The organism is Amycolatopsis sp. lyj-346 (assembly GCF_046548975.1).
GTDB lineage: Bacteria > Actinomycetota > Actinomycetes > Mycobacteriales > Pseudonocardiaceae > Amycolatopsis.
Genome location: NZ_JAJPWT010000027.1, coordinates 36,971 through 56,716, shown reverse-complemented (window position 1 = coordinate 56,716; position 19,746 = coordinate 36,971). Strand labels below are relative to the sequence as shown.

Sequence of the window (19,746 nt, the reverse complement as noted above, 5' to 3'; positions counted from 1 at the left end):
TCCGGTCAGCGACCGGCCTTCTTCATCAGCTCGCCGAAGTCGACGACCTGGTCGGCGGGCGGGGCCACCACGTCGACCTGGGTGCCCCAGTCGCTGTACTTCATCGTGAACTTCGCGTCGCCTGCCGGTGCGCCCAGCGCCTGCATCATCGGGCCCTGGTCCATGGTCACCTGCACGGGCAGGTTGTCCTTGTCCAGCCACACCTCGGCCGGGAGCTTGATGTCCTTGCCCTTGAGCATGTCGGTCAGCTTCTCGCGCGCCGCCGCCGGGACCTGGCCGGTGAACTGGTCGATGGCCTTGGCGACGTCGAGCTCCACCTTGTAGTGGTTGACCTGCTGGCCGTTCAGCTCCGTCTGGTCGGACGAGATGATCCGGCCCGTCTTGGAGATCTGGTCGAGGATCTTGCTCGGGTCGCTCTGCTCCGCCGACTGCGAGAGCATGCTGCCCATCGCCTGCGAGAGCGGGTCGGTGCCGTCGGCCGAGATCTTGGCCCACGGCTTGTCCGTCCCCGCCTGCTTCTGCTGGTCGGCGGGCAGCTTGAGGTACATGACCTTGTCCACCAGGCGCATCTCGGTGGTCTGGCCGGCGGCGGTGCTCGTCATCGAGAACCGGGTGTCCGTCTCGTCCATGGCCATCGCGCCGCTCGCGGTCATGGTCTGGCCGGCGACGGAGCCCTCCATGGTGAACTTCGCCGACTTCGACTTCACGGTGTTCTGCTTGGACGCCGACGCCAGCTGGACCGCGTCGGTGAACGGCGAAGCGAGGCCCTGGGACTGGGCCTGCCCGCCCGCGGCGGCCGGCTCGGCGGTACCGGTGGTGGAGTTGCCGCCGCACGCGGTCAGCGTGAGCACCAGTGCGGCGCCCGCGGCGACCAGGGTGGTCTTGCGCATTCAGTTCCCCTCGGAGTCGGGCATATCGCCTGATCGGGTGATTGGTTGCCAGTGGGACGGTGACGGCCCGCGATCGGTTCCCGGGGGCCTCAGGACTCGGAGGGGCGGGTCATGTCGTGGCCGCCGCGGGACGCCAGCAGGCGCCGCAGCGACGCCAGCCGCTCGGGGCCGGCCTTGCCTTCGGTGACGACGTCGTCGAGCGCGCAGTCGGGGTCCTCGGGCGCGCCCAGGTGCCCGCAGCCCGACGGGCACTCCTCGGCGGCCTCGGCGAACTCCTCGAAGGCGTCGACGATGTGGTCGGCGGTGACGTGGGCCAGCCCGAACGACCGCACGCCGGGCGTGTCGATCACCCAGCCGCCGTCCGGCAGCGGCAGCGCCACCGCGGCGACGGACGTGTGCCGCCCCTTCCCGACTCCGCTCACCACGCCGACGGCCAGGTCGGCGTCCGGGACCAGGCGGTTGACCAATGTCGACTTACCGACACCGGAGTGGCCGACCAGTGCCGTCACGCGGTCCTTCAGCATCTCGGCGAGGCCTTCGGGCTCCTCGTCGAAGCGGGTCACGATGGCCGGGATGTCGAGGCCCGCGTAGCCGGCCAGGAGCTCGTCCGGGCTGGCCAGGTCGGCCTTCGTCAGGCAGAGGACCGGCTCGACGCCGCCGGCGTAGCAGGCGACGAGACAACGGTCGATGAAGCCGGTGCGCGGCGGCGGATCGGCCAGCGCGGTGACGATCAGCAGGCGCTCGGCGTTCGCGACGACCAGCCGCTCGTACGGGTCGGTGTCGTCGGCCGTGCGCAGCAGGGAGCTGGTGCGCTCGTCGACGCGAACGATCCGCGCGAGGGTGTCCGGTTTGCCGGAGACGTCTCCGACGATGCCGACCCGGTCGCCGACGACCACCGGGGTCCGGCCCATCTCGCGGGCCCGCATCGCGGTGATCGCCCGGGCCGGATCGGCGTCGATCGCGCAGGTCCAGCGGCCGCGGTCCTTGCCGATGACCATGGCCGTGACGGCGTCGGCGTGCTCGGGACGGCGCTTGCTGCGGGGCCGGCTGCCCTTGCTCGGACGCACGCGGACGTCGGACTCGTCCAGCTTGCTCCAGTCGTTGCGCGCCAAACCCGTCGTCCTCTCGTGCACCGGTGCCCACCCGAATGATCCCACGCCGCTCGCCACGGCCCTGGCCTGCGTGTAACGATGGCGTCCCGGACTGTTCCGGCAGGCACGAGGAGGTTGGCCATGTGCGGCCGCTACGCCGCCACGAAGGACCCGGCGAAGCTGATCGAGGAGTTCGACGCGATCGACCTCACCGAAGGACACGCGCGGACGGATCACAACGTGGCGCCGACGAAGAACGTCGTCACGGTCGTGCAGCGGCACCCGCGTGACGAAGACGGCCAGGTCCTCGAGGACGAACCCGCCGAGCGTTCGCTGCGGATGATGAAGTGGGGTCTGGTGCCGTTCTGGGCCAAGGACCCTTCGGTCGGCTCGCGGATGATCAACACGCGCGCCGAGACGGCCGCCGAGAAGCCGGCCTTCCGCCGCGCGCTGGTGACGCGCCGCTGCCTGGTGCCGGCCGACGGCTGGTTCGAGTGGCGCCGCACGGGCAAAGAGAAGGAGCCGTTCTACATGACGGCGCCCGACGATTCGTCGCTCGCGTTCGGCGGCATCTGGGAGAGCTGGCGGCCGAAGGACGACGACAAGGCGGCGCCGCTGATCACGTTCTCGATCATCACGACCGACGCCGCCGGCCGGCTCACCGACGTCCACCACCGGATGCCGCTGATCGTGCCGCGCGCGCACTGGGACGGCTGGCTGGACCCGGACCGCGAAGACGTCACCGACCTGCTGGTGCCGACGCCCGAGGACATCGTGGCGTCGCTGGAGCTGCGGCCGGTCTCGAGCCGGGTCAACAACGTCCGCAACAACGGGCCCGAGCTGCTGGAGCGGGTCGATCCGGCGCAAGAGGGCGCCCTGTTCGACGCGCCGAAGTCATGACGGCCCTCCCGATCGAGACCGCCTACGGCCCGGCGCGGGTGTACCTGCACTGCGCCGAGGAGGGCGTGGCGGTGCTCATGCTCGGCCACGGCGCGGGCGGCGGCCTCGGGGCGAAGGACCTGGTGGCGGTGACGCGCGCGGCGCAGGCGGCCGACGTGCACGTGGCGCTGGTCGAGCAGCCCTACCGGGTGGCGGGCCGCCGGGCGCCGGCCCCGGCGAACCAGCTCGACACGGCGTGGCTGACGGTGGCGGACGAGCTGTCGGAGCGCTTCGACGGCCTGCCGTTCGTGTTCGGCGGGCGATCGTCGGGAGCCCGGGTGGCGTGCCGGACGGCGGCGGCGGGCCAGGCGGTGGCGGTGCTGTGCCTGTCGTTCCCGGAGCACCCGCCGGGCAGACCGGAGAAGACACGTCAGCCGGAGTTCGCCGCCGTGGACGTCCCGACCTTGGTGATCCAGGGGGAACGCGATCCGTTCGGATGTCCGAAGCCCGGACCCCACCAGGAGCTCGTCCTGGTCGACGGCGACCACAACCTCGGCAAGGACCTCGAGACGGTCTCGCGCGCGGCCACCGAGTGGCTGGCGCGCGTGCTGCGGCCACTGGCCTGAGTTGTCCACAACGGGGTGGGTTGTCCACAGATTTGCGGCCTGCCCGTTTTTCAGCCCCACGGGCGATACGCTGGACAGGGGCCGCCCCCCGGGACGGGTGGGGGCTGCCCGGGCTTCCTCTAGGCCGTATTTCCGCAGCTCAGGCCCCGATCGGCGCCACCACGGCGCCGGTCAGCCGGACCAGCTCGCCCGGTGCCAGCTCCACCTCCAGCCCGCGCCGCCCGGCCGAGCAGAACACCGTCTCGAACGCTTGCGCCGAGGCGTCGATCACCACCGGCAGCCGGCTCCGGTGGCCCAGCGGCGAGATCCCGCCCAGCACGTACCCCGTCGCCCGCTGGGCCGCCGCCGGATCCGCCATCTTCGCCTTCTTGCCGCCCGCCGCGGCCGCCAGCGCCTTCAGGTCCAGCTGCCCGGTGACCGGCACCACGCCCACCACGAGCCGGCCGTCGACCTCCGCCACCAGCGTCTTGAACACCCGTGCCCGGTCCAGGCCGAGCGCCTCCACGGCCTCCAGCCCGTACGACTCCGCGCGCGGGTCGTGGTCGTAAGCGTGCAGCGTGTGCGCCACTTTCTGCTTCACCAGCAACGCCGTTGCCGGGGTGCCCTTGCCAGCCATGGCGGAAGTCTAGGGAATGCCGGATAGACCCGAACGGTTGTACGGGACGTGACACCAACGCTCGCCACCACACGCTCACGCAGCCGCCGCCGTCCCGAGGCACCGGCGAACCGCGGCGTGCCCGGTCCCCGCGTAAACTCGGGTCCGCCGTATGCGCGCACGCGCATCGACGCCGAGCGGGAAGGGAACGGTTTGCCGAGCACGCAGAACTCAGCGCCGGAAGAAGCGACCGAGGCCGAGCGCGCCGAGCGCTTCGAGCGGGACGCGATGCCGCTGCTCGACCAGCTGTACTCGGCCGCGATGCGGATGACCCGCAACCCCGCCGATGCCGAGGACCTGGTCCAGGAGACCTACCTGAAGGCGTATGCCGCCTTCGCGTCCTTCAAGGCCGGCACGAACCTCAAGGCCTGGATGTACCGCATCCTGACCAACACCTACATCAACGGCTACCGCAAGCGCCAGCGGCAGCCGGTGCAGGCGCCCACCGAGGAGATCACCGACTGGCAGATCGCCAAGGCGGAGAGCCACACCTCCAGCGGGCTGCGGTCGGCCGAGGTCGAGGCGATGGACAACCTGCCCGACACCGACGTCAAGGCCGCCCTGCAGAAGCTGCCCGAGGAGTTCCGGCTGGCCGTCTACCTGGCCGACGTCGAGGGCTTCGCGTACAAGGAGATCGCCGAGATCATGGACACGCCCATCGGCACCGTGATGTCCCGCCTGCACCGCGGCCGCGCCCAGCTGCGCGACCTGCTCGCCGACGTGGCGCGGGAGCGCGGCTTCATCCGGGGTGCCCGGGAGGAGGTGGCCGGGCGATGAACGACATGTGCGAAGGCGCGTCCGACAAGGTCCGCTGCGAAGAGGCGCTCCACGACATCTACCTGCTGCTCGACCGCGAGTGCAGCCCCGAGCGTGACGCCGCGTTGCGCGCGCACATCGAGGACTGCCCGCCGTGCCTCGAGGAGTACGGCATCGACGAGCACATCAAGCAGCTGCTGGCCCGCAAGTGCGGTGGCGACCACGCCCCGGCCGAGCTGAAGAGCAGGCTGCGCGCGTCGATCCGCCAGACCGTCGCCACCCGCGGCGGCGTCACCGTGGAACGCACCGAGATCACGCTCGAGCAGCGCTCCGAATAACGCACCTGAGCACGACGAAGGCCCCCACGCATCGGTGTGGGGGCCTTCGTCATGCCGACGCCGGGAATCAGGCGTTGGGCTTCTTGCCGTGGTTCGCGCCGTTCTTCTTCCGGTCGCGACGCTTGCGGGCGCGCTTCGACATGTTCACTCCTCGTCGTCAAAGGTTCCTGGTCAAGTGTGTCATGGCGCCCCCCTCTGGTTGGATGGGGTGCGTGTCCACGCTCGCCGAACTGCTCGCCGACAACACCGGCCTCCCCGGGGAGGCGGCGGACCACCTGCAGACCGTCGTCGCGGAGTGGCAGCTGCTGGCCGACCTGTCCTTCGCGGACTTCCTGCTCTGGGTCCCGGTGACCGAGGAGCTGCAGCCGGACGGCGGTGACTTCGTCTGCGTCGCGCACGCGCGGCCGACGACGGCGCCGACCGCGCACCCCGAGGACGTCGTCGGCACGCGGTTCACCGTCCAGGAGCACCCGCAGCTGGCGAAGGCCATGCGCGAGGTGCGGATCTGCCGCGAGGAGGACCCGCACTGGTACCGCGACCTGCCGATGCGGCGCGAGGCGATCCCGGTGCGCTTCCACGACGAGGTCATCGCCGTGATGAGCCGCGAGACGAACCTGGCCGCGCCGCGGGTGCCCTCGCCGCTGGAGATCGCCTACCTGGGCAGCGCCGGCGACCTGTGCCAGATGATCGTCGACGGCACGTTCCCGCCGAACGGCACCAACGCGACCGACACGCACACGTCGCCGCGGGTGGGTGACGGGCTGATCCGCCTCGATTCGAGCGGCACGGTGGTGTTCGCCAGCCCGAACGGGCTGTCCGCGTACCACCGGATGGGGCACGAGTCCGACCTGGTCGGGACGCGGCTGGCGCCGTTGACGCGCTCGCTGATCCGCGACCCGTTCGACGCGACCGAGGTGTCCCACCGGATCATCGAGGCCCTCGACGGGAAGCCGTCGAGCCGCACGGAAGCCGACTCGCGACGCGGCGCCGTGGTGCTGTTCCGCGCGCTGCCGCTGCGGCCGGCCGGTCAGGCGGCGGGCGCGCTGGTGCTGGTCCGCGACGTCACCGAGGTGAAGCGGCGGGACCGGGCGCTGCTGTCGAAGGACGCGACGATCCGTGAGATCCACCACCGGGTGAAGAACAACCTGCAGACGGTGGCCGCGTTGCTGCGGCTGCAGTCCCGGCGGACGTCGTCGGAGGAGGCGCGGCTCGCGCTGGCGGAGTCGGTGCGGCGGGTGACGTCGATCGCGCTGGTGCACGAGGCGCTGTCGATTTCCGTGGACGAGCGCGTCGACCTCGACAAGCTGCTCGACAACGTGCTGCCGATGGTCGGCGAGGTCGCCACCGCGGAGTCGCAGGTCGGGCTGTCGCGGACGGGCTCGTTCGGGGTGGTAGTTGCGGAGATCGCGACGCCGCTGGTGATGGTGCTGGCCGAGCTGGTGCAGAACGCGATCGAGCACGCGTTCCCGGCGGGCCGGTCGGGCAAGGTCGAGCTGATCGTGGAGCGTTCGGCCCGCTGGCTGGACATCGTGATCCGCGACAACGGGCGCGGCCTGCCGGCGGGGTTCTCGCTGGAGCGGTCGGACGGCCTGGGGCTGCAGATCGTGCGGACGCTGGTGGAGTCCGAGCTGCGGGGCTCGCTGTCGCTGCGGAAGGTGCGCACGGAGGCGTCGTCGACCCGCGTGACGGGGACGGAAGCCGCGCTGCGCATCCCGCTCTCGCGCCGGCTCTGACCGCTGGGCTCGTACCCGGGCGGTCGGCTTGCGTACCTGGCGGGTCGGTTCGCGTACCTGGAGGGTCGGCTGGTCCGGCTCCGGACACGCTGAAGGCCCGGCACCAGGTGCGTGGTGCCGGGCCGTTCAACGTATCGCGGGGACTTGAAGTCCCGGTGAGGTTTCGCCGCACCCGTTGCCGGGGGGTTTCGCCTCGGTTGTTAAGCTTGAGCCGGGTAGGTATTACCCCAGATGGCGTGGGCATGACAAATGCCTGCCGGGTGAAATTCCTGCTCGGCTCGGGTGGATCTCGAGAAACTTAGGCGTTGGTACGCGTGCCGATGTGCGTACGGCGGCGCTTGAGCGCGCGTCGCTCGTCCTCGCTCATGCCGCCCCACACGCCGGCGTCCTGACCACTGGCCAAAGCCCAGGCCAAGCAGTCGGAAGCGGAGGGGCAGCGGTGGCACACGGCCTTCGCCTGAGCTACCTGCGACAGAGCAGGACCGCTGGTTCCCACCGGGAAGAACAGCTCGGGGTCCTCGTCTCGGCAGGCCGCGTCGTGGCGCCAGTCCATGTTCGTGAGCTCCTTCATATGGCGCGGGAGGGCCGCGCCACAGTCGTCAATGGCGGTCGTGTTCTTGGGTGCTTGTGAATGCTTTCACGAAGCACCGCTTTCGACAAGGGTTTCCGGAAGATCGGTGAGTCAGGTCACCCGGCCGAGCGACCCCTCTGACCTGCGGTTTCTCTCCGAAACTGCCGCCGGAAGGGAAGGCTGATGCGCTGAGTGGAGCTTCTCCGTCGACGAACGGCACCTGGTACTTGTCCGCAGGCGATCAGTGGTCCCGTCGTCACACGATTACCGTGAGTGCGTTCGGGACACTGAAGAATTCCACTCGGGTCCGCTGGCCGACGAGGTCGCCGTCCACCTGGAAGTTTACCGGTTCAGCTGCGTCGATGCGGATCATCGGCAGGTCATCGTGACGCACGAGACGTCGCCCGCGTTGGTTGCTCTTCGTGGTCAAAGCTTGGCGTACATGCTTGAACACCGTGGGCAACCCCAGACCGTTCAACGCGAACAAACCCAATCCCGTCTCGAACGAGCAACCCGGGTTGAGGTGGACGGCACGCTCGCCCAGGTAACTCCACGGATCGGTGTTCGACACGAAAGCGGTCAACGCCTCCGCCGGCTCCTCGCCCGGGATGCGGATCGTGAGGGCCGGGCGGCCCAGCGGCGGCCGGAAGTAGGAGCGGACGGCGGCCCGCAGGTAAAGGCCGGCGGTCGTCTGCTTGCCGCGGCGCTTGGCGACCCGGCCGACGACGTCGGCGTCCCAGCCGAGACCGGCGTTGAAGGTGAACCAATGGCCGTCGGCCAGGCCGAGCCCGACCCGGCGTGAGCGGTCGTTTTCCAGCGCGTTGAGCAGCTGGTGGGTGGCCTCGACGGGGTCCGCGGAGATGCCGAGGGCACGCGCGAACACGTTGGCCGATCCGCCGGGCACCACACCGAGCGCGGGTACCGGCCCGATCTCGGCGGGATCCCCGTCGGAATCGGCCAGCAGGCCGTTGACGACCTCGTTGACCGTGCCGTCACCGCCGTGCGCCACGACCAGGTCGATGCCGTCCCGCGCGGCCGAGCGCGCGACGGCCATCGCGTGGCCGCGGTAGTCCGTCTCGACCACGTCGAGCTTGACCTGGCTGGCGAGCGCGTGAGCCAGGACGTCCCGGCCACCGGCGGTGGTCGAGGTGGCCTGGGGGTTCACCACGAGGATTGCGCGCATTACCGCAGAGTAAGTGACTTCCGGCGGCCCGAAAACCTTCCGGCGCCGCATGGTGACGGGCGCAACCCCGGGGAACAGCACCTTCGAGACCCTGTGCCGGGCGGTCCTCCTTCACACCACGAGTGTTCGCTCGTCGTGACAAGTGCACCCGGGCCGACCGCCCGCTCATCGACGACACCTGAATTTTCGACGCACGGGCGGTCCCGGGAAAACGGCCGACCGGGTGGCATACGATCAAAAGAGGCTCACGCACGGTGACCCGCCCTGGTCGAGTCCGCTGTGCGCCCAGTCGCCCACCGCCCAAGTCGCTCCGGAAGGCCGCCGCCGTGAAGCTCTCGCCCGCGCCCCGCGAGGTCCGGCTGGCCGGTGCCGTCACCGCGGTGCCGTCGCTCGCCCTGCTGGTGTTCGGGGTGATCGTGCTGGTGAACGGCCTGCGGTCGCCGGCCCAGCCGGGCAACAACATCTTCGTCGAGTCGGGCACGTTCATCGTGGTGGCGCTCGGGTTCCTGGCCGCGTCGGCCGGGCTGGTGCTCGGCCAGACGTGGGCGCGCTCGCCCGGGGTGGTGATCGCGCTGATCGTGATCGGGCTCGGCTGGTACCTGCTGGGCCCGTCCGGTGAGCCGCTGTGGGGGGTGCCGATCGCGCTGCTCGGCATCGCCGCCCTGGTCCTGCTGTTCCGGCGGCCCTCCCGGGCCTGGGCACTGGGCCTGCGCGAAGGCGAGACCGAGACGGAGGCCGCCGAACGCGGCGGCCTCGCCGGCCGCCGCGCCGAGCGCGAAGGCCACGAAGAGGACTGACTCAGCCTCGCCCTGACGTCTAGGCCTGGGCGGCCAGGGCGTGCAGGGGAGCGTCGGTGAGGCGGTTGACGGTCCACTCGTCCATCGGGACCGCGCCGAGGGCCTTGTAGAACTCCGTCGCCGGGTTCCAGTCCAGCACCGACCACTCGAGGCGCGCGTAGCCGTTCGCGACGCACTCGGCCGCCAGGGCCGCCAGCAGGGCCTTGCCCAGGCCCGAGCCGCGCTGGGACGAGCGGACGTACAGGTCCTCCAGGTAGATCCCGTGCACCCCGCGCCAGGTCGAGAAGTTGAGGAACCAGACCGCGAAGCCGACGATCTCGCCGTCCACTTCGGCCACGTGCCCGAACAGCTTCGGCTCCTCGCCGAACAGGGCCTCGTGCAGCTGCGCCGTCGTCAGGTGGCACTCGTCCGGCGCGCGCTCGAACTCCGCCAGGTCGTACACCAGGCCGACCGCGGCCTCGACGTCTTCGGGGCGGATCCGGCGGATGCGGTCGTCGGGCACGTCAGTCCTCCGCGGGCAGCAGGTTGAGGTGTTCGATCTGGGGTTCGCCGCGCTCGTCGCCGAGCACCGCGATGCCGGCCGCGTCGAGGCCGAAGTGGACGCCGGCGGTGGCGGGCAGGCCGAGCCAGCGGGCCACCAGCACCCGGCTGAAGTGCCCGTGGCCCACCAGGATCACGTCACCGGCTTCGATGTCACGCCGGGCCCGCGCCAACACGCGGTCCGCGCGGGCGGAGACGTCCGAAGCGCTTTCGCCGCCGGGGCTCGGGTGGGTCCAGACGGTCCAGCCCGGCACGGTCTCGCGGATCTTCGGCGTGGTGACGCCTTCGTAGTCGCCGTAGTCCCACTCGGCGAGGTCCTCGGTCACGTCGTCGACGCGCAGCCCGGCCAGCGCGGCCGTGCGCAGCGCCCGGGCGCGCGGGCTCGAAAGCACCAGCGACGGGCCGCCCACCAGGCTGCGGAGGGTGCCGCCCGCGGCGCGGGCCTGGCCTTCGCCCGCCGGCGTCAGCGGGATGTCCGTGCGGCCGGTGTGCCGCCCGTTCAGCGACCATTCGGTCTGCCCGTGCCGGAGGAGGAAGAGACGGTTGGTCACGGCCCGAATATATCCGGCGGTTTGCGCGGCGGCTGGCCGTCTGCTTAGCTACTGAACAGTAGCTTAGTTCGAGGAGACGACCGTGTCCGTGACGCCGACGTTCGCGATGTGGCAGAAGCTGGCCGGCAAGCCGGGCGGTAAACAGCTGTTCAGCGCCGCTATTTGCCTCCGGGTGCCCTACTTCCGCACGGTGCTGCCCTCGGTGCGCGAGCTGCGCCCCGGCCACTGCGAGGTGACCGCGCCGAAGTGGTGGGGTGTTTACAACCACATCCACACGTTCCACGCGATCGCCGCCTGCAACCTCGCGGAGATCGCGATGGGCATGCTCGCCGAGGCGACCGTCCCCGCCACGCACCGCTGGCTGCCGAAGGGCATGAGCGTCCAGTACGTCGCGAAGGCGGAGACGGGCCTGCGCGCGGTCGCGGCGTTGCCCGAGCTGCCCGAGTTCGGCGACGACGGCTTCGACCTCGAAGTCCCGGTGACCATTTCGGACGCGAACGGCAGGCCCGTGGTCACCGGGACGATCACCGTCTGGGTGACGCCGAAGAAGCGTTAAAGCTGCTTGTACTGCACGTACGTGTTCTGGTGGAACGTGTTCGCCCCGGACGGCGACGGCAGGCCCAGCTTCCGGTCGACGAGCCTGCCGAGCGGGCCGCAGCCCTGCGTGGCCGGCACCGCGAGATCCGGGTCGACGACACCGAAGTGGAAGGTCGGCGGGTTCCTGGAGAGCACCGTCGGCGGCAGCGCCGGGTCGTCGTGGACGACGGTGTGCATCGGCGCGGCCGCCGTGCCGACGCTGCAGTCCTTGCCCAGCAACGGGTGCCGCAGCACGGCGTAGACGTCGAGCTCACCGCGGCGCACGTCGTTGCCCTGGAAGTCGGAATAGCCGCCGTAGCGCAGCTGGAGCGTCGTGCCGGCCAGGCCGGGTACGCGCACCGGCTCGTGCCGCAGCGCGCCGAAGACCTGCGCGTACTGGCCGTTCACCCGGCCTTCGCTGAACGTCAGCCGCAGCTCTCCCAGTGGGATCTCCTGCCCGCCGATCGTCAGCTTTCCTTGTGAGACAAAGGCTTCACAGCGCCACGTGCCCGGGTCGGCGTTCGCGGGCGCTGCCGGGCAATCGGTGAAGCCGAACGTCGGCAGCTCGTCGGCGGACGCGGTTCCGGGCGTCAGCGCCACCGCGGCCGCGGCCGCCCCCAGTGCGAGAAGTTTCATGGCGGTGAGCCTGCTCGCGTGGCGACGCCGTGACATCCGGGATCGCCCCCAAGGAAGACCCGGGATTCGTCATCGTGCCTGCCTGCCTGGTGGCCGTGGTGGTGGTCAGTTCGCCGAGCGCAGCTTGTCGTAGTAGGCGAGGCAGTCCGCGTACATCGGGAGAAGGCCCTGCTCCTGGGCTTCGGCCAGGGTGGGCGCGGTGCGGTCCTTGTCGGAGAGGACCTGTTCGATGTCCGCGGGCCAGGGCAGGTCCAGCGCGGGGTCGAGCGGGGTGATGCCGTGCTCGCCCGCCGGGTTGTACGGCTCCGAGCAGAAGTACGTCATCACCGTGTCGTCCTCGAGGGCGACGAAGCCGTGGCCGAGACCTTCGGCGAGGTACATGGCGCGGAACTCCCGCGAGTCGAGCACGACGGTGTCCCACTGGCCGAAGGTCGGCGACCCGACGCGGATGTCGACGACGACGTCCAGCAGCGACCCGCGCGGGCAGTACACGTACTTGGCCTGGCCGGGCGGGGTGTCGGCGAAGTGGATGCCGCGGATCGTGCCGCGCCGGGACACGCTGTGGTTGGACTGGCCGAGCCGCATCGGGTGGCCGACCGCCGTGAGGAAGGCGTCTTCCTGGAAGGGGGCGACGAACAGGCCCCGGTCGTCGGGGAACGTCCGGGGGGAGAACTCGAAGGCGTCCGGGACGCTCAGCCGGCGGAATTGCATGGTGTCACCTTATCGGGCGCCAACAAAACCGGACGGACGTCTTGGGAATTGCCGGGGAATCGGGCCCGGTGTGACATCAACCGCACCGAGGGGTCATCGGCGGCGGGGAACCTGTCACAATGAACGAACCGCCGCGTCCGCGGCCATCGCCAGACCCAAGGCATCGATGGCCGACGTGACGCCTCGCCGACAGGCCGGCGCTACCGCGCTGGGCTGCCGTGCCGGGATCCCCCACGGTTTCCCCTGCCGACCGTGGTCCCAGCCCGCATGCCCAGGAGAAATTCCAGTGACGCACGTTCGAACCGCGAGTTCCGTCATTCCCACTGGGGGAATGACGGAAACGACGACAGGAAACCCCATGACCGACCCCACCGGCGCCGTCGCGCCGGTCACCGACGAAGAGATCTTCACCGGGCACGAGGGCGGCAAGCTCTCGGTGGCGGCCACTCGCCCGATCGCCAGCCCGCGTGACCTTTCGATCGCGTACACCCCGGGTGTGGCGAAGGTGAGCCGCGCGATCGCCGAGGACGCGGCCAAGGCCAAGCGCTACACGTGGGCGGACCGGCTGGTCGTCGTGGTCAGCGACGGGACGGCGGTGCTCGGCCTCGGCGACATCGGCGCCAGCGCGTCGCTGCCGGTCATGGAGGGCAAGTCGGTCCTCTTCAAGACCTTCGGCGGGCTCGACTCGATCCCGCTGGTGCTGGACACGACCGACGTGGACGAGATCGTCGAGACGCTGGTGCGGCTGCGGCCGTCGTTCGGAGCCGTCAACCTGGAGGACGTCTCCGCGCCGCGGTGCTTCGAGCTGGAAGACAAGCTCAAGGAAGCGCTGGACTGCCCGGTCATGCACGACGACCAGCACGGCACGGCGATCGTGACGCTGGCCGCGCTGCGCGGCGCCAACCTGGTCCTCGACCGGGCGATCGCCGACCAGCGCGTGGTCGTCTCCGGAGCGGGCGCGGCGGGCGTGGCCTGCGCGAAGATCCTCCAGGAGGCCGGCATCGGCGACGTCACGGTGCTCGACTCCCGCGGCATCATCCACGCCGGCCGCGACGGCCTGAACCCGGTCAAGGAGCGGCTGGCTGCGACGACGAACAAGGCGGGCCTGCGCGGCGGGCTGGCGGAGGCGCTGGAAGGCGCGGACGTGTTCCTCGGCCTGTCGGGCGCGACGATCGACGAGTCGCTGCTGGCCCGGATGGCGGGCGGCGGCATCGTGTTCGCACTGTCCAACCCGGATCCGGAGGTGCACCCGGACGCGGCCGCGCGGTACGCGTCGATCGTGGCGACCGGGCGGAGCGACTTCCCGAACCAGATCAACAACGTGCTGGCGTTCCCCGGCGTCTTCCGCGGTGCGCTCGACTCGGGTGCCCGGGCGATCACGGAGAACATGAAGCTGGCGGCCGCCGAGGCGATCGTGTCGGTGGCGATGGACGACCTGGGCCCGGACCGGATCGTCCCGTCGCCGCTCGACCCGCGCGTGGCCCCCGAGGTCGCGGCCGCGGTGGCGAAGGCCGCCGAAGCCGACGGCGTCACGAACTGACCCCCAGCGCCCCAATGTGGCCTTCGGTGCGTTGAACGCACCGAAGGCCACCTTGGGTGCGTTGAACGCAACCAAGGCCACATTGGGGCGCTTTCAGCTCAGGAGGTCGGGGAGGCGGTGGCGGGGGACGTCGACCAGGCGCAGGTCCACCAGGTCCGAGGGGACGGCGAGGGAGACGTTCGCCAGGCGGGCGTGGGCGCGGGTGAGGACCTCGTCCTGGTGCTCCACCGCTTCGGCGACCACCACCGCGTGGCGGTTGTCCGGCGTGCTTCGCAGGTACCGCAGCGCGTACTTCCCCCGGACGAGTGACGCGAGCGACTCCTGGGACGCCTGGTCCGCCAGGTCCGGGTGGGCGTTCGGCAGCAGCAGCGCCAGGCGCCGCGCGTTCGTGCCCAGCAGCGTCCGCAGCAGCCACGGGCCCGGGTCGGCCGAGAGGTCCATCGCGACGGCGTCGCCCTCGGGGCCGGAGATCGACCAGTCCACCGGCCGCGACTCCAGCGCGAGCCCGCCCGCACCCGCGATCTCCTTCAGCTTCTCCAGCAGGCCCGGCTTCGTCCCGGCGGCCTCCACCGACTGCGGCCCGTGCGTGTAGATCGCCTTGGCGCTGCGCATCTTCTTGGCCTTCGCCGTCGGCTGACAGACGTACAGGTCCGCCGCGCTGCCGATCGCCTGCGCCCCGAAGTACCGGTTGAAGCCCGGCAGGATCGCCTCGAACGTCAGCCCGAGCGTCGCCAGCGCGCGTTGCACCTGCGCGCCCAGTGCCGGGTGACGCGGGCTGTAGCCGTACGCCAGCAGCAGCCGTCCCTCGCTCGGCTCGCGCAGCGCCTGCACCCCGCGCGCCGCGAACAGCCCCATGCCTTCTGGCGTGTACGGCGGATCGCTGAACACGAGGTTGAAGCCACCCGCGAGCGACGGCGGCAGGCCGACGCGCAGGTCCGCGTGCACGGCCCGGATCTCGCGGCCGCTCCGCTCGTCGAGGTAGGCGAGCACGCGCTCGTCCAGGTCGACGACCGTCAACGACGCCGACGGGCAGACCGCCCGCACCGCCAGCGACGTCAGGTCGTGGTCGCCGAGGAACAGCAGCCGCGTCGAGGCGAGGTCGTACTGCGCGTCCAGCCAGAGTGCGCGGCGCAGCACGGTCTCCGGGGTGGCCTGCACGTGGTCGAGCGCGGCCAGCGGCGACGGCACCTCGGCCACCCACTCGGCGATCTTCGGCAGCAGCTCGTGCGTCGCGACGGCTTCGTCGAGCGGGTCGGCGTAGCGCGGCGCGCGGTACTGCAGGTACGACGCCGCGACGCCGGGGGCGATGCGCAGGCGGTCGCCGCTGCGGTCCAGGTCGTCGCCGAGCGCCGCGAGGACGGCCTCCACGCTGCGCCGCGGCGCCGTGCTCAGCCGCACCAGCTCACCGAGGTCGTGGTCGCCGGTGCGCAGCAGGTCGAGGACGCGGTACAGCGGGCGGACGCCGACGCCGTGCGCGGCGAGGACGTCGTCGAGGGCGTTCACGGACTCCGAGCCTAGTCACCACGTACCGGAACGCCGTGCCAACCACCGCCAACTCGGCTACGGTCGAACCGACCGGGACATGGGGAGTGGCAGTGACCATCGAATTCCGCGACGTGACCAAGCAGTACCCGGATGGGACCGTCGCCGTCGACAAGCTGGACCTCACGGTCGAAGACGGCACGATCACCGTGTTCGTCGGCCCGTCCGGCTGCGGCAAGACGACGTCGCTGCGGATGATCAACCGGATGGTCGAGCCGACCGCCGGGCAGGTGCTGCTGGACGGCAAGGACGTCGCCGAGGGCGACCCGGCGCTGCTGCGCCGCGGGATCGGCTACGTCATCCAGCACGCCGGCCTCTTTCCACATCGGACGGTGCTGGACAACATCGCCACCGTGCCGCTGCTTTCCGGCTGGGACAAGGCGAAAGCACGCAAGCGGGCCGCCGAGCTGCTCGAGATCATCGGCCTGCCGCTCGAACTCGGCAAGCGCTACCCGGCCCAGCTCTCGGGCGGTCAGCAGCAACGCGTCGGCGTCGCCCGCGCGCTCGCCGCGGACTCGCCGGTGCTGCTGATGGACGAGCCGTTCTCCGCCGTCGACCCGATCGTCCGCGAAGACCTGCAGAACGAGCTGCTGCGGCTGCAGTCGCAGCTGGGCAAGACGATCGTGTTCGTCACGCACGACATCGACGAGGCCGTCCGGCTCGGCGACAAGGTGGCGGTGATGCGGGTCGGCGGCAAGCTCGCCCAGTACGGCACCCCCGCCGACGTCCTGCGGCACCCGGTGGACGACTTCGTCGCCTCGTTCGTCGGCCGCGACCGCGGCTACCGCGGCCTGTCGTTCCTCTCCGCCGAAGGCGTCGAGGTCAAGGAACTGGAGCTGGTCGAGGTCGGCTCGGCCGTCCCGGCGAGCGACGGCTGGCGGCTGGCGGTCAACACCGAGAAGCAACCCCGCGGCTGGCTCCCGCCGAACTCCACTGTGGACGGCCCGCTCGGTGAGGACGACCTCGTGGCCGGCGGTTCCCTGTGGGTGCGGGGAACGCCGATCCGCGGCGCGCTCGACGCGGCGCTGTCGTCGCCGGCCAGCCTCGGCGTGGCCGTGGACGAAGAACACCGGGTCCTCGGCGCCGTGGTCGCGCGGCAGGTCTTGGACGTCATCGAGGGCACGCCCCAGGCGTCATGAGCTTCTTCGACGAGCTCGGACGCTACTTGAGCAGCGCGAACAACCGCGTCCAGATCCTCGGTGACCTGGGCGATCACGTCTACCTGGCGCTGCTCCCGCTGGTGCTCGGCATCGTGCTGGCGATCGCGGCGGGCTGGCTCGGCCATCGGTGGCGGCCCGCCCGGCAGGTGCTGATGGTGCTGGCCAACCTGCTCTACACGATCCCGTCGCTCGCGCTGTTCGTCGTCATCCCCGGCCTGATCGGGACGAAGATCCTGGACAGCGCCAACGTCGTCGTCGCACTGACCATCTACACCACGGCGCTGCTGGTCCGCCCGGTGCTCGACGCCCTCGACGCGGTGCCGCCGCCGGTGATCGCCGCCGCCACCGCCGTCGGGTACAAGCCGGCGCGGCGCTTCTTCGCCGTCGAACTGCCGCTGTCGGTGCCGGTGCTGGCGGCCGGCGTGCGGGTCGCGTCGGTCAGCAACATCAGCCTGGTCAGCGTCGGCGCGCTGATCGGCACCGGCGGCCTCGGCGTGCTGTTCACCGACGGCTTCCAGCGCGAGTACTTCTCGCCGATCGTGGTCGGCATCGTGCTGACGCTGCTGCTGGCGTTGATCGTCGACCTGGCGCTGGTGGGCTCGCGAAACCTCCTGACGCCGTGGACCCGGGCAGGTGCCGCGTGATCACCGATCTCGTCCGCTGGTTCGGCGACCCGGCGCACTGGTCCGGGCCCGGCGGCATCCCGCAGCGGCTGCTGGAACACCTCGGCTACACGGCGTTGTCGCTGGTGATCGCCCTGGTCATCGCGGTGCCGCTCGGGTTGTTCGTCGGCCACACCGGCCGCGGCGGGGTCGCGCTGGTGAGCGCCGGCAACGCGATCCGCGCGCTGCCGACGCTGGGGCTGGTCACGTTCCTGTTCCTGCTCTTCACCGAGAGCGTCACCTCGACGATCATCGGGCTGGTCGTGCTGGCCGTGCCGCCGATCCTGGCCGGCACGTACGCCGGGCTGCAGGCGACTGACCACGGGGTGGTCGACGCCGCCGAGGGCGTCGGGATGACCGGCTGGCAGCGGCTGTGGCAGGTGGAGGTGCCGATTTCCCTGCCGCTCGTGCTCGGCGGCATCCGCAACGCCGTGCTCCAGCTGGTGGCGACCGCCGCGGTGGCCGCCTACGTCGGACTCGGCGGCCTGGGCCGGTTCCTGCTCGACGGACTGGCCATTTTGGACTACGCCGAGGTCATCGCGGGCGCGCTGCTGACGACGTTGCTGGCCATCGTCCTGGATCTGCTCTTCGCGGTGCTGAACCGGGCACTGGTGCCCCGGGGCGTCCGGCTGGCCGCGGCCGTGAAGAAGGTGGCGGCGTGAAGCGGCTGGTCTTGCTGGTGGTTCTGGTGCTGACCACCGGCTGCGGCAACCCCCTGGCGGGCGGCGGCGAAGGTGGCGCTTCGGGGGACATCATCATCGGGGCGTCGGACGTCGGCGAAAGCCTGCTGCTGGCCCAGATCTACGCCGGGGCACTGCGGGAGGCCGGCGCGACGAACGTGACCGTGCGGCCGCCGGTGGGCAGCCGCGAGGTCGTGGTCAAGGCCCTGCAGGACAAGTCGCTGTCGGTCGTGCCGGACTACAGCGGGAACCTGTTGCGGTACTTCGACAAGGACACCACCGCGACGACGTCGCAGGACGTCTACGCGCAGCTCCGCCGGAAGATCCCGGCGGGGTTCGAGGTACTGGACCAGGCGCCGGCGGAGGACAAGGACCTGCTCGTCGTCGGGCCGCAGCTGGCGGCCGCGGGGGTGAAGACGTTCTCCGACCTGGGGCCGCGCTGCCGCGACCTGGTGTTCGGCGGGCCGGGCCAGTGGAGCAGCCGCTGGAAGGACAAGATCAAGTCGCTGTACGGCTGCGAGTTCAAGGAGATCCGCACGACGGACACGGGCGGCCCGGTGACGGTGGCGGCGCTGAAGTCGGGTGACGTGCAGGTGGCGGACCTGTTCAGCACGTCGTCGACGATCGCGGCGAACGGGTTCGTGCCCCTGGTCGACGACAAGAACATGTTCCCGGCGCAGAACATCGTGCCGCTGGTGGCGCGGGGAACGCTGTCCCCGGCGGAGGTGGCGGCGTTGAACCGCGTGTCGGCGGCGCTGACGACTTCGGAACTCACCCGGCTCAATGTCGAGTTCACCGAGGAGAAGCGGAATCCGCTGGACATCGCGGAGGACTTCCTCGCGCGGGCTTAGCGGTCGGCGGCCAGCTTGATGCCGAGGCCGATGAAGATGCCGCCGGTGGCGACTTCGATCCGCCGCTGGTTCTTCTCCCGCCGCACCCACCCACCGACGCGGCCGGCGAGCACGCCGACGGTGCCGTCGACGAGGAACTCGAACACGATCATGATCGCCCCGAGGACGGCGAACTGCAGCCACACGTGGCCTCTCGCCGGGTCGATGAACTGCGGCAGGAACGCGATGGTGAAGGTGACCATCTTCGGGTTGAGGAGGTTGGTGAGCAGGCCGCTGAGGTAGGCGCGGTCGCTTTTCCGTTCGACGAGCGGCTTGCGGTTCCGGATGGCTTGAACGCCCAGGTAGACGAGGTAGGCGGCGCCGGCAACGCGGACAACGGTGAAGGCAACGGGAACGGCGGCGAACAGCGCGGCCAGCCCGGCCGCGGCGACGGCGACGTGAATGGCCTCGCTGGTGGCGACCCCGGCGGTGGCGAGCAGGCCGGCCTTCGGGCCGCCGCGCATGCCACAGCCGAGGATGAAGAGCATGTCCGGACCCGGGGTCACCATCGCGATGGCGGTGGTGACGAGGAAGGCCAGAAGGAGGTGCTGGTCGACCGGCATGGGCCGATCCTGACACGCCGGCCGCCCCGCACGAACTCCTTTTCCGGGTACGCAGCCCGTCCTGTCATCGGCCGCTCACGCGGGACCCGCTGACGGCTGGAGCCGTCAAGCCTCGATCCTTTGCGGTGACCGCGAGGAGTTGGGGCTGTCGACGTTCGCGCCCGCCGGGGGCGCCC

Annotated in this window: 24 protein-coding genes; 12 read left to right on the top strand and 12 right to left on the bottom strand. The window is 70.9% G+C overall.

All coding sequences use genetic code 11. The annotated features are described in order from the left end of the window. Positions 1–5: 5 nt before the first annotated feature. Together ACLJQE_RS43100 and rsgA are read right to left on the bottom strand one after the other, a co-directional pair. Positions 6–890 carry a hypothetical protein gene (locus tag ACLJQE_RS43100; protein ID WP_410645645.1) on the bottom strand — a complete coding sequence of 295 codons (885 nt, stop codon included), beginning with the start codon at positions 888–890 and terminating at the stop codon, positions 6–8. Positions 891–979: 89 nt separating this feature from the next. Beyond that, positions 980–2,002 (bottom strand): ribosome small subunit-dependent GTPase A, encoded by a 1,023-nt coding sequence (rsgA, locus tag ACLJQE_RS43095; protein WP_410645660.1) that lies wholly within the window; start codon positions 2,000–2,002, stop codon positions 980–982. A 120-nt stretch (positions 2,003–2,122) separates the two neighbouring features. On the opposite strand from rsgA, the gene ACLJQE_RS43090 reads away from it, so the two are divergent. Next, positions 2,123–2,881, top strand: a complete 759-nt coding sequence (locus ACLJQE_RS43090) for an SOS response-associated peptidase (protein WP_410645644.1) — start codon at positions 2,123–2,125, stop codon at positions 2,879–2,881. Continuing rightward, positions 2,878–3,486: an alpha/beta family hydrolase gene (locus ACLJQE_RS43085; protein WP_410645643.1), complete on the top strand. Its 609-nt coding sequence runs from the start codon at positions 2,878–2,880 to the stop codon at positions 3,484–3,486. Before ACLJQE_RS43090 ends, ACLJQE_RS43085 begins: the two co-directional genes overlap by 4 nt. Positions 3,487–3,625: 139 nt before the next feature. Here ACLJQE_RS43085 and ybaK read toward each other — a convergent pair whose 3' ends face one another. Continuing rightward, positions 3,626–4,102, bottom strand: coding sequence for a Cys-tRNA(Pro) deacylase (gene ybaK, locus ACLJQE_RS43080; protein WP_410645642.1), 477 nt, complete (start codon positions 4,100–4,102; stop codon positions 3,626–3,628). Between the two features lie 192 nt (positions 4,103–4,294). Between ybaK and ACLJQE_RS43075 the strand changes: the two genes are divergently transcribed. Continuing rightward, on the top strand, positions 4,295–4,918 hold the full coding sequence (locus ACLJQE_RS43075) for a sigma-70 family RNA polymerase sigma factor (RefSeq protein WP_091317658.1): 624 nt from the start codon (positions 4,295–4,297) through the stop codon (positions 4,916–4,918). After that, positions 4,915–5,235, top strand: a complete 321-nt coding sequence (gene rsrA, locus ACLJQE_RS43070) for a mycothiol system anti-sigma-R factor (protein WP_410645641.1) — start codon at positions 4,915–4,917, stop codon at positions 5,233–5,235. Before ACLJQE_RS43075 ends, rsrA begins: the two co-directional genes overlap by 4 nt. Before the next feature lie 67 nt (positions 5,236–5,302). On the opposite strand, the gene ACLJQE_RS43065 is transcribed toward rsrA, so the two are convergent. Continuing rightward, on the bottom strand, positions 5,303–5,377 hold the full coding sequence (locus ACLJQE_RS43065) for a 50S ribosomal protein bL37 (protein WP_098515123.1): 75 nt from the start codon (positions 5,375–5,377) through the stop codon (positions 5,303–5,305). Between the two features lie 70 nt (positions 5,378–5,447). Between ACLJQE_RS43065 and ACLJQE_RS43060 the strand changes: the two genes are divergently transcribed. Continuing rightward, a complete protein-coding gene (locus tag ACLJQE_RS43060; RefSeq protein ID WP_410645640.1) occupies positions 5,448–6,968 on the top strand; it encodes a sensor histidine kinase in 1,521 nt (506 codons plus the stop codon). A gap of 298 nt (positions 6,969–7,266) precedes the next feature. On the opposite strand, the gene ACLJQE_RS43055 is transcribed toward ACLJQE_RS43060, so the two are convergent. Together ACLJQE_RS43055 and ACLJQE_RS43050 are read right to left on the bottom strand one after the other, a co-directional pair. Beyond that, on the bottom strand, positions 7,267–7,521 hold the full coding sequence (locus ACLJQE_RS43055; RefSeq protein ID WP_043777259.1) for a WhiB family transcriptional regulator: 255 nt from the start codon (positions 7,519–7,521) through the stop codon (positions 7,267–7,269). A gap of 274 nt (positions 7,522–7,795) precedes the next feature. Next, the gene (locus tag ACLJQE_RS43050) at positions 7,796–8,722 is read right to left on the bottom strand and encodes a diacylglycerol/lipid kinase family protein (protein ID WP_410645659.1); all 927 of its coding nucleotides are present in this window, start codon (positions 8,720–8,722) and stop codon (positions 7,796–7,798) included. Positions 8,723–9,048: 326 nt separating this feature from the next. On the opposite strand from ACLJQE_RS43050, the gene ACLJQE_RS43045 reads away from it, so the two are divergent. Further along, the gene (locus ACLJQE_RS43045) at positions 9,049–9,519 is read left to right on the top strand and encodes a hypothetical protein (protein WP_410645639.1); all 471 of its coding nucleotides are present in this window, start codon (positions 9,049–9,051) and stop codon (positions 9,517–9,519) included. Positions 9,520–9,538: 19 nt separating this feature from the next. On the opposite strand, the gene ACLJQE_RS43040 is transcribed toward ACLJQE_RS43045, so the two are convergent. Continuing rightward, entirely contained in the window at positions 9,539–10,021 is a 483-nt protein-coding gene (locus ACLJQE_RS43040) for a GNAT family N-acetyltransferase (protein WP_410645638.1), read from the bottom strand. A 1-nt stretch (position 10,022) separates the two neighbouring features. Next, positions 10,023–10,610, bottom strand: a complete 588-nt coding sequence (locus ACLJQE_RS43035; protein ID WP_410645637.1) for an acid phosphatase — start codon at positions 10,608–10,610, stop codon at positions 10,023–10,025. 82 nt (positions 10,611–10,692) lie between these two features. Between ACLJQE_RS43035 and ACLJQE_RS43030 the strand changes: the two genes are divergently transcribed. Next, positions 10,693–11,166 carry a hotdog fold domain-containing protein gene (locus ACLJQE_RS43030; protein WP_410645636.1) on the top strand — a complete coding sequence of 158 codons (474 nt, stop codon included), beginning with the start codon at positions 10,693–10,695 and terminating at the stop codon, positions 11,164–11,166. Here ACLJQE_RS43030 and ACLJQE_RS43025 read toward each other — a convergent pair. Continuing rightward, complete coding sequence (locus ACLJQE_RS43025) at positions 11,163–11,822, bottom strand: hypothetical protein (protein ID WP_410645635.1); 660 nt, start codon at positions 11,820–11,822, stop codon at positions 11,163–11,165. The genes ACLJQE_RS43030 and ACLJQE_RS43025 overlap by 4 nt on opposite strands. Positions 11,823–11,927: 105 nt before the next feature. Then, positions 11,928–12,533: a dTDP-4-dehydrorhamnose 3,5-epimerase gene (gene rfbC / locus ACLJQE_RS43020; protein ID WP_410645634.1), complete on the bottom strand. Its 606-nt coding sequence runs from the start codon at positions 12,531–12,533 to the stop codon at positions 11,928–11,930. 358 nt (positions 12,534–12,891) lie between these two features. Here rfbC and ACLJQE_RS43015 point away from each other — a divergent pair, with 358 nt between their 5' ends. Next, positions 12,892–14,073 (top strand): NADP-dependent malic enzyme, encoded by a 1,182-nt coding sequence (locus ACLJQE_RS43015; protein WP_410645633.1) that lies wholly within the window; start codon positions 12,892–12,894, stop codon positions 14,071–14,073. A gap of 93 nt (positions 14,074–14,166) precedes the next feature. On the opposite strand, the gene ACLJQE_RS43010 is transcribed toward ACLJQE_RS43015, so the two are convergent. Then, positions 14,167–15,576 (bottom strand): bis-aminopropyl spermidine synthase family protein, encoded by a 1,410-nt coding sequence (locus ACLJQE_RS43010; protein ID WP_410645632.1) that lies wholly within the window; start codon positions 15,574–15,576, stop codon positions 14,167–14,169. A 92-nt stretch (positions 15,577–15,668) separates the two neighbouring features. On the opposite strand from ACLJQE_RS43010, the gene ACLJQE_RS43005 reads away from it, so the two are divergent. Genes ACLJQE_RS43005 through ACLJQE_RS42990 form a run of 4 tightly spaced genes read left to right on the top strand, consistent with a single transcriptional unit; the run spans position 15,669 to position 18,968 of the window. After that, positions 15,669–16,754, top strand: a complete 1,086-nt coding sequence (locus ACLJQE_RS43005) for an ABC transporter ATP-binding protein (protein WP_410645631.1) — start codon at positions 15,669–15,671, stop codon at positions 16,752–16,754. Further along, positions 16,751–17,419 carry an ABC transporter permease gene (locus ACLJQE_RS43000; protein ID WP_410645630.1) on the top strand — a complete coding sequence of 223 codons (669 nt, stop codon included), beginning with the start codon at positions 16,751–16,753 and terminating at the stop codon, positions 17,417–17,419. Before ACLJQE_RS43005 ends, ACLJQE_RS43000 begins: the two co-directional genes overlap by 4 nt. Beyond that, positions 17,416–18,099 carry an ABC transporter permease gene (locus tag ACLJQE_RS42995; protein WP_410645629.1) on the top strand — a complete coding sequence of 228 codons (684 nt, stop codon included), beginning with the start codon at positions 17,416–17,418 and terminating at the stop codon, positions 18,097–18,099. Before ACLJQE_RS43000 ends, ACLJQE_RS42995 begins: the two co-directional genes overlap by 4 nt. After that, the gene (locus ACLJQE_RS42990) at positions 18,096–18,968 is read left to right on the top strand and encodes an ABC transporter substrate-binding protein (RefSeq protein ID WP_410645628.1); all 873 of its coding nucleotides are present in this window, start codon (positions 18,096–18,098) and stop codon (positions 18,966–18,968) included. The genes ACLJQE_RS42995 and ACLJQE_RS42990 overlap by 4 nt, the downstream gene beginning before the upstream one ends. Here the strand turns inward: ACLJQE_RS42990 and ACLJQE_RS42985 are convergent. Next, the gene (locus tag ACLJQE_RS42985) at positions 18,965–19,570 is read right to left on the bottom strand and encodes a LysE family translocator (protein ID WP_410645627.1); all 606 of its coding nucleotides are present in this window, start codon (positions 19,568–19,570) and stop codon (positions 18,965–18,967) included. The two genes, ACLJQE_RS42990 and ACLJQE_RS42985, sit on opposite strands and share 4 nt — an antisense overlap. Between the last annotated feature and the right edge of the window lie 176 nt (positions 19,571–19,746).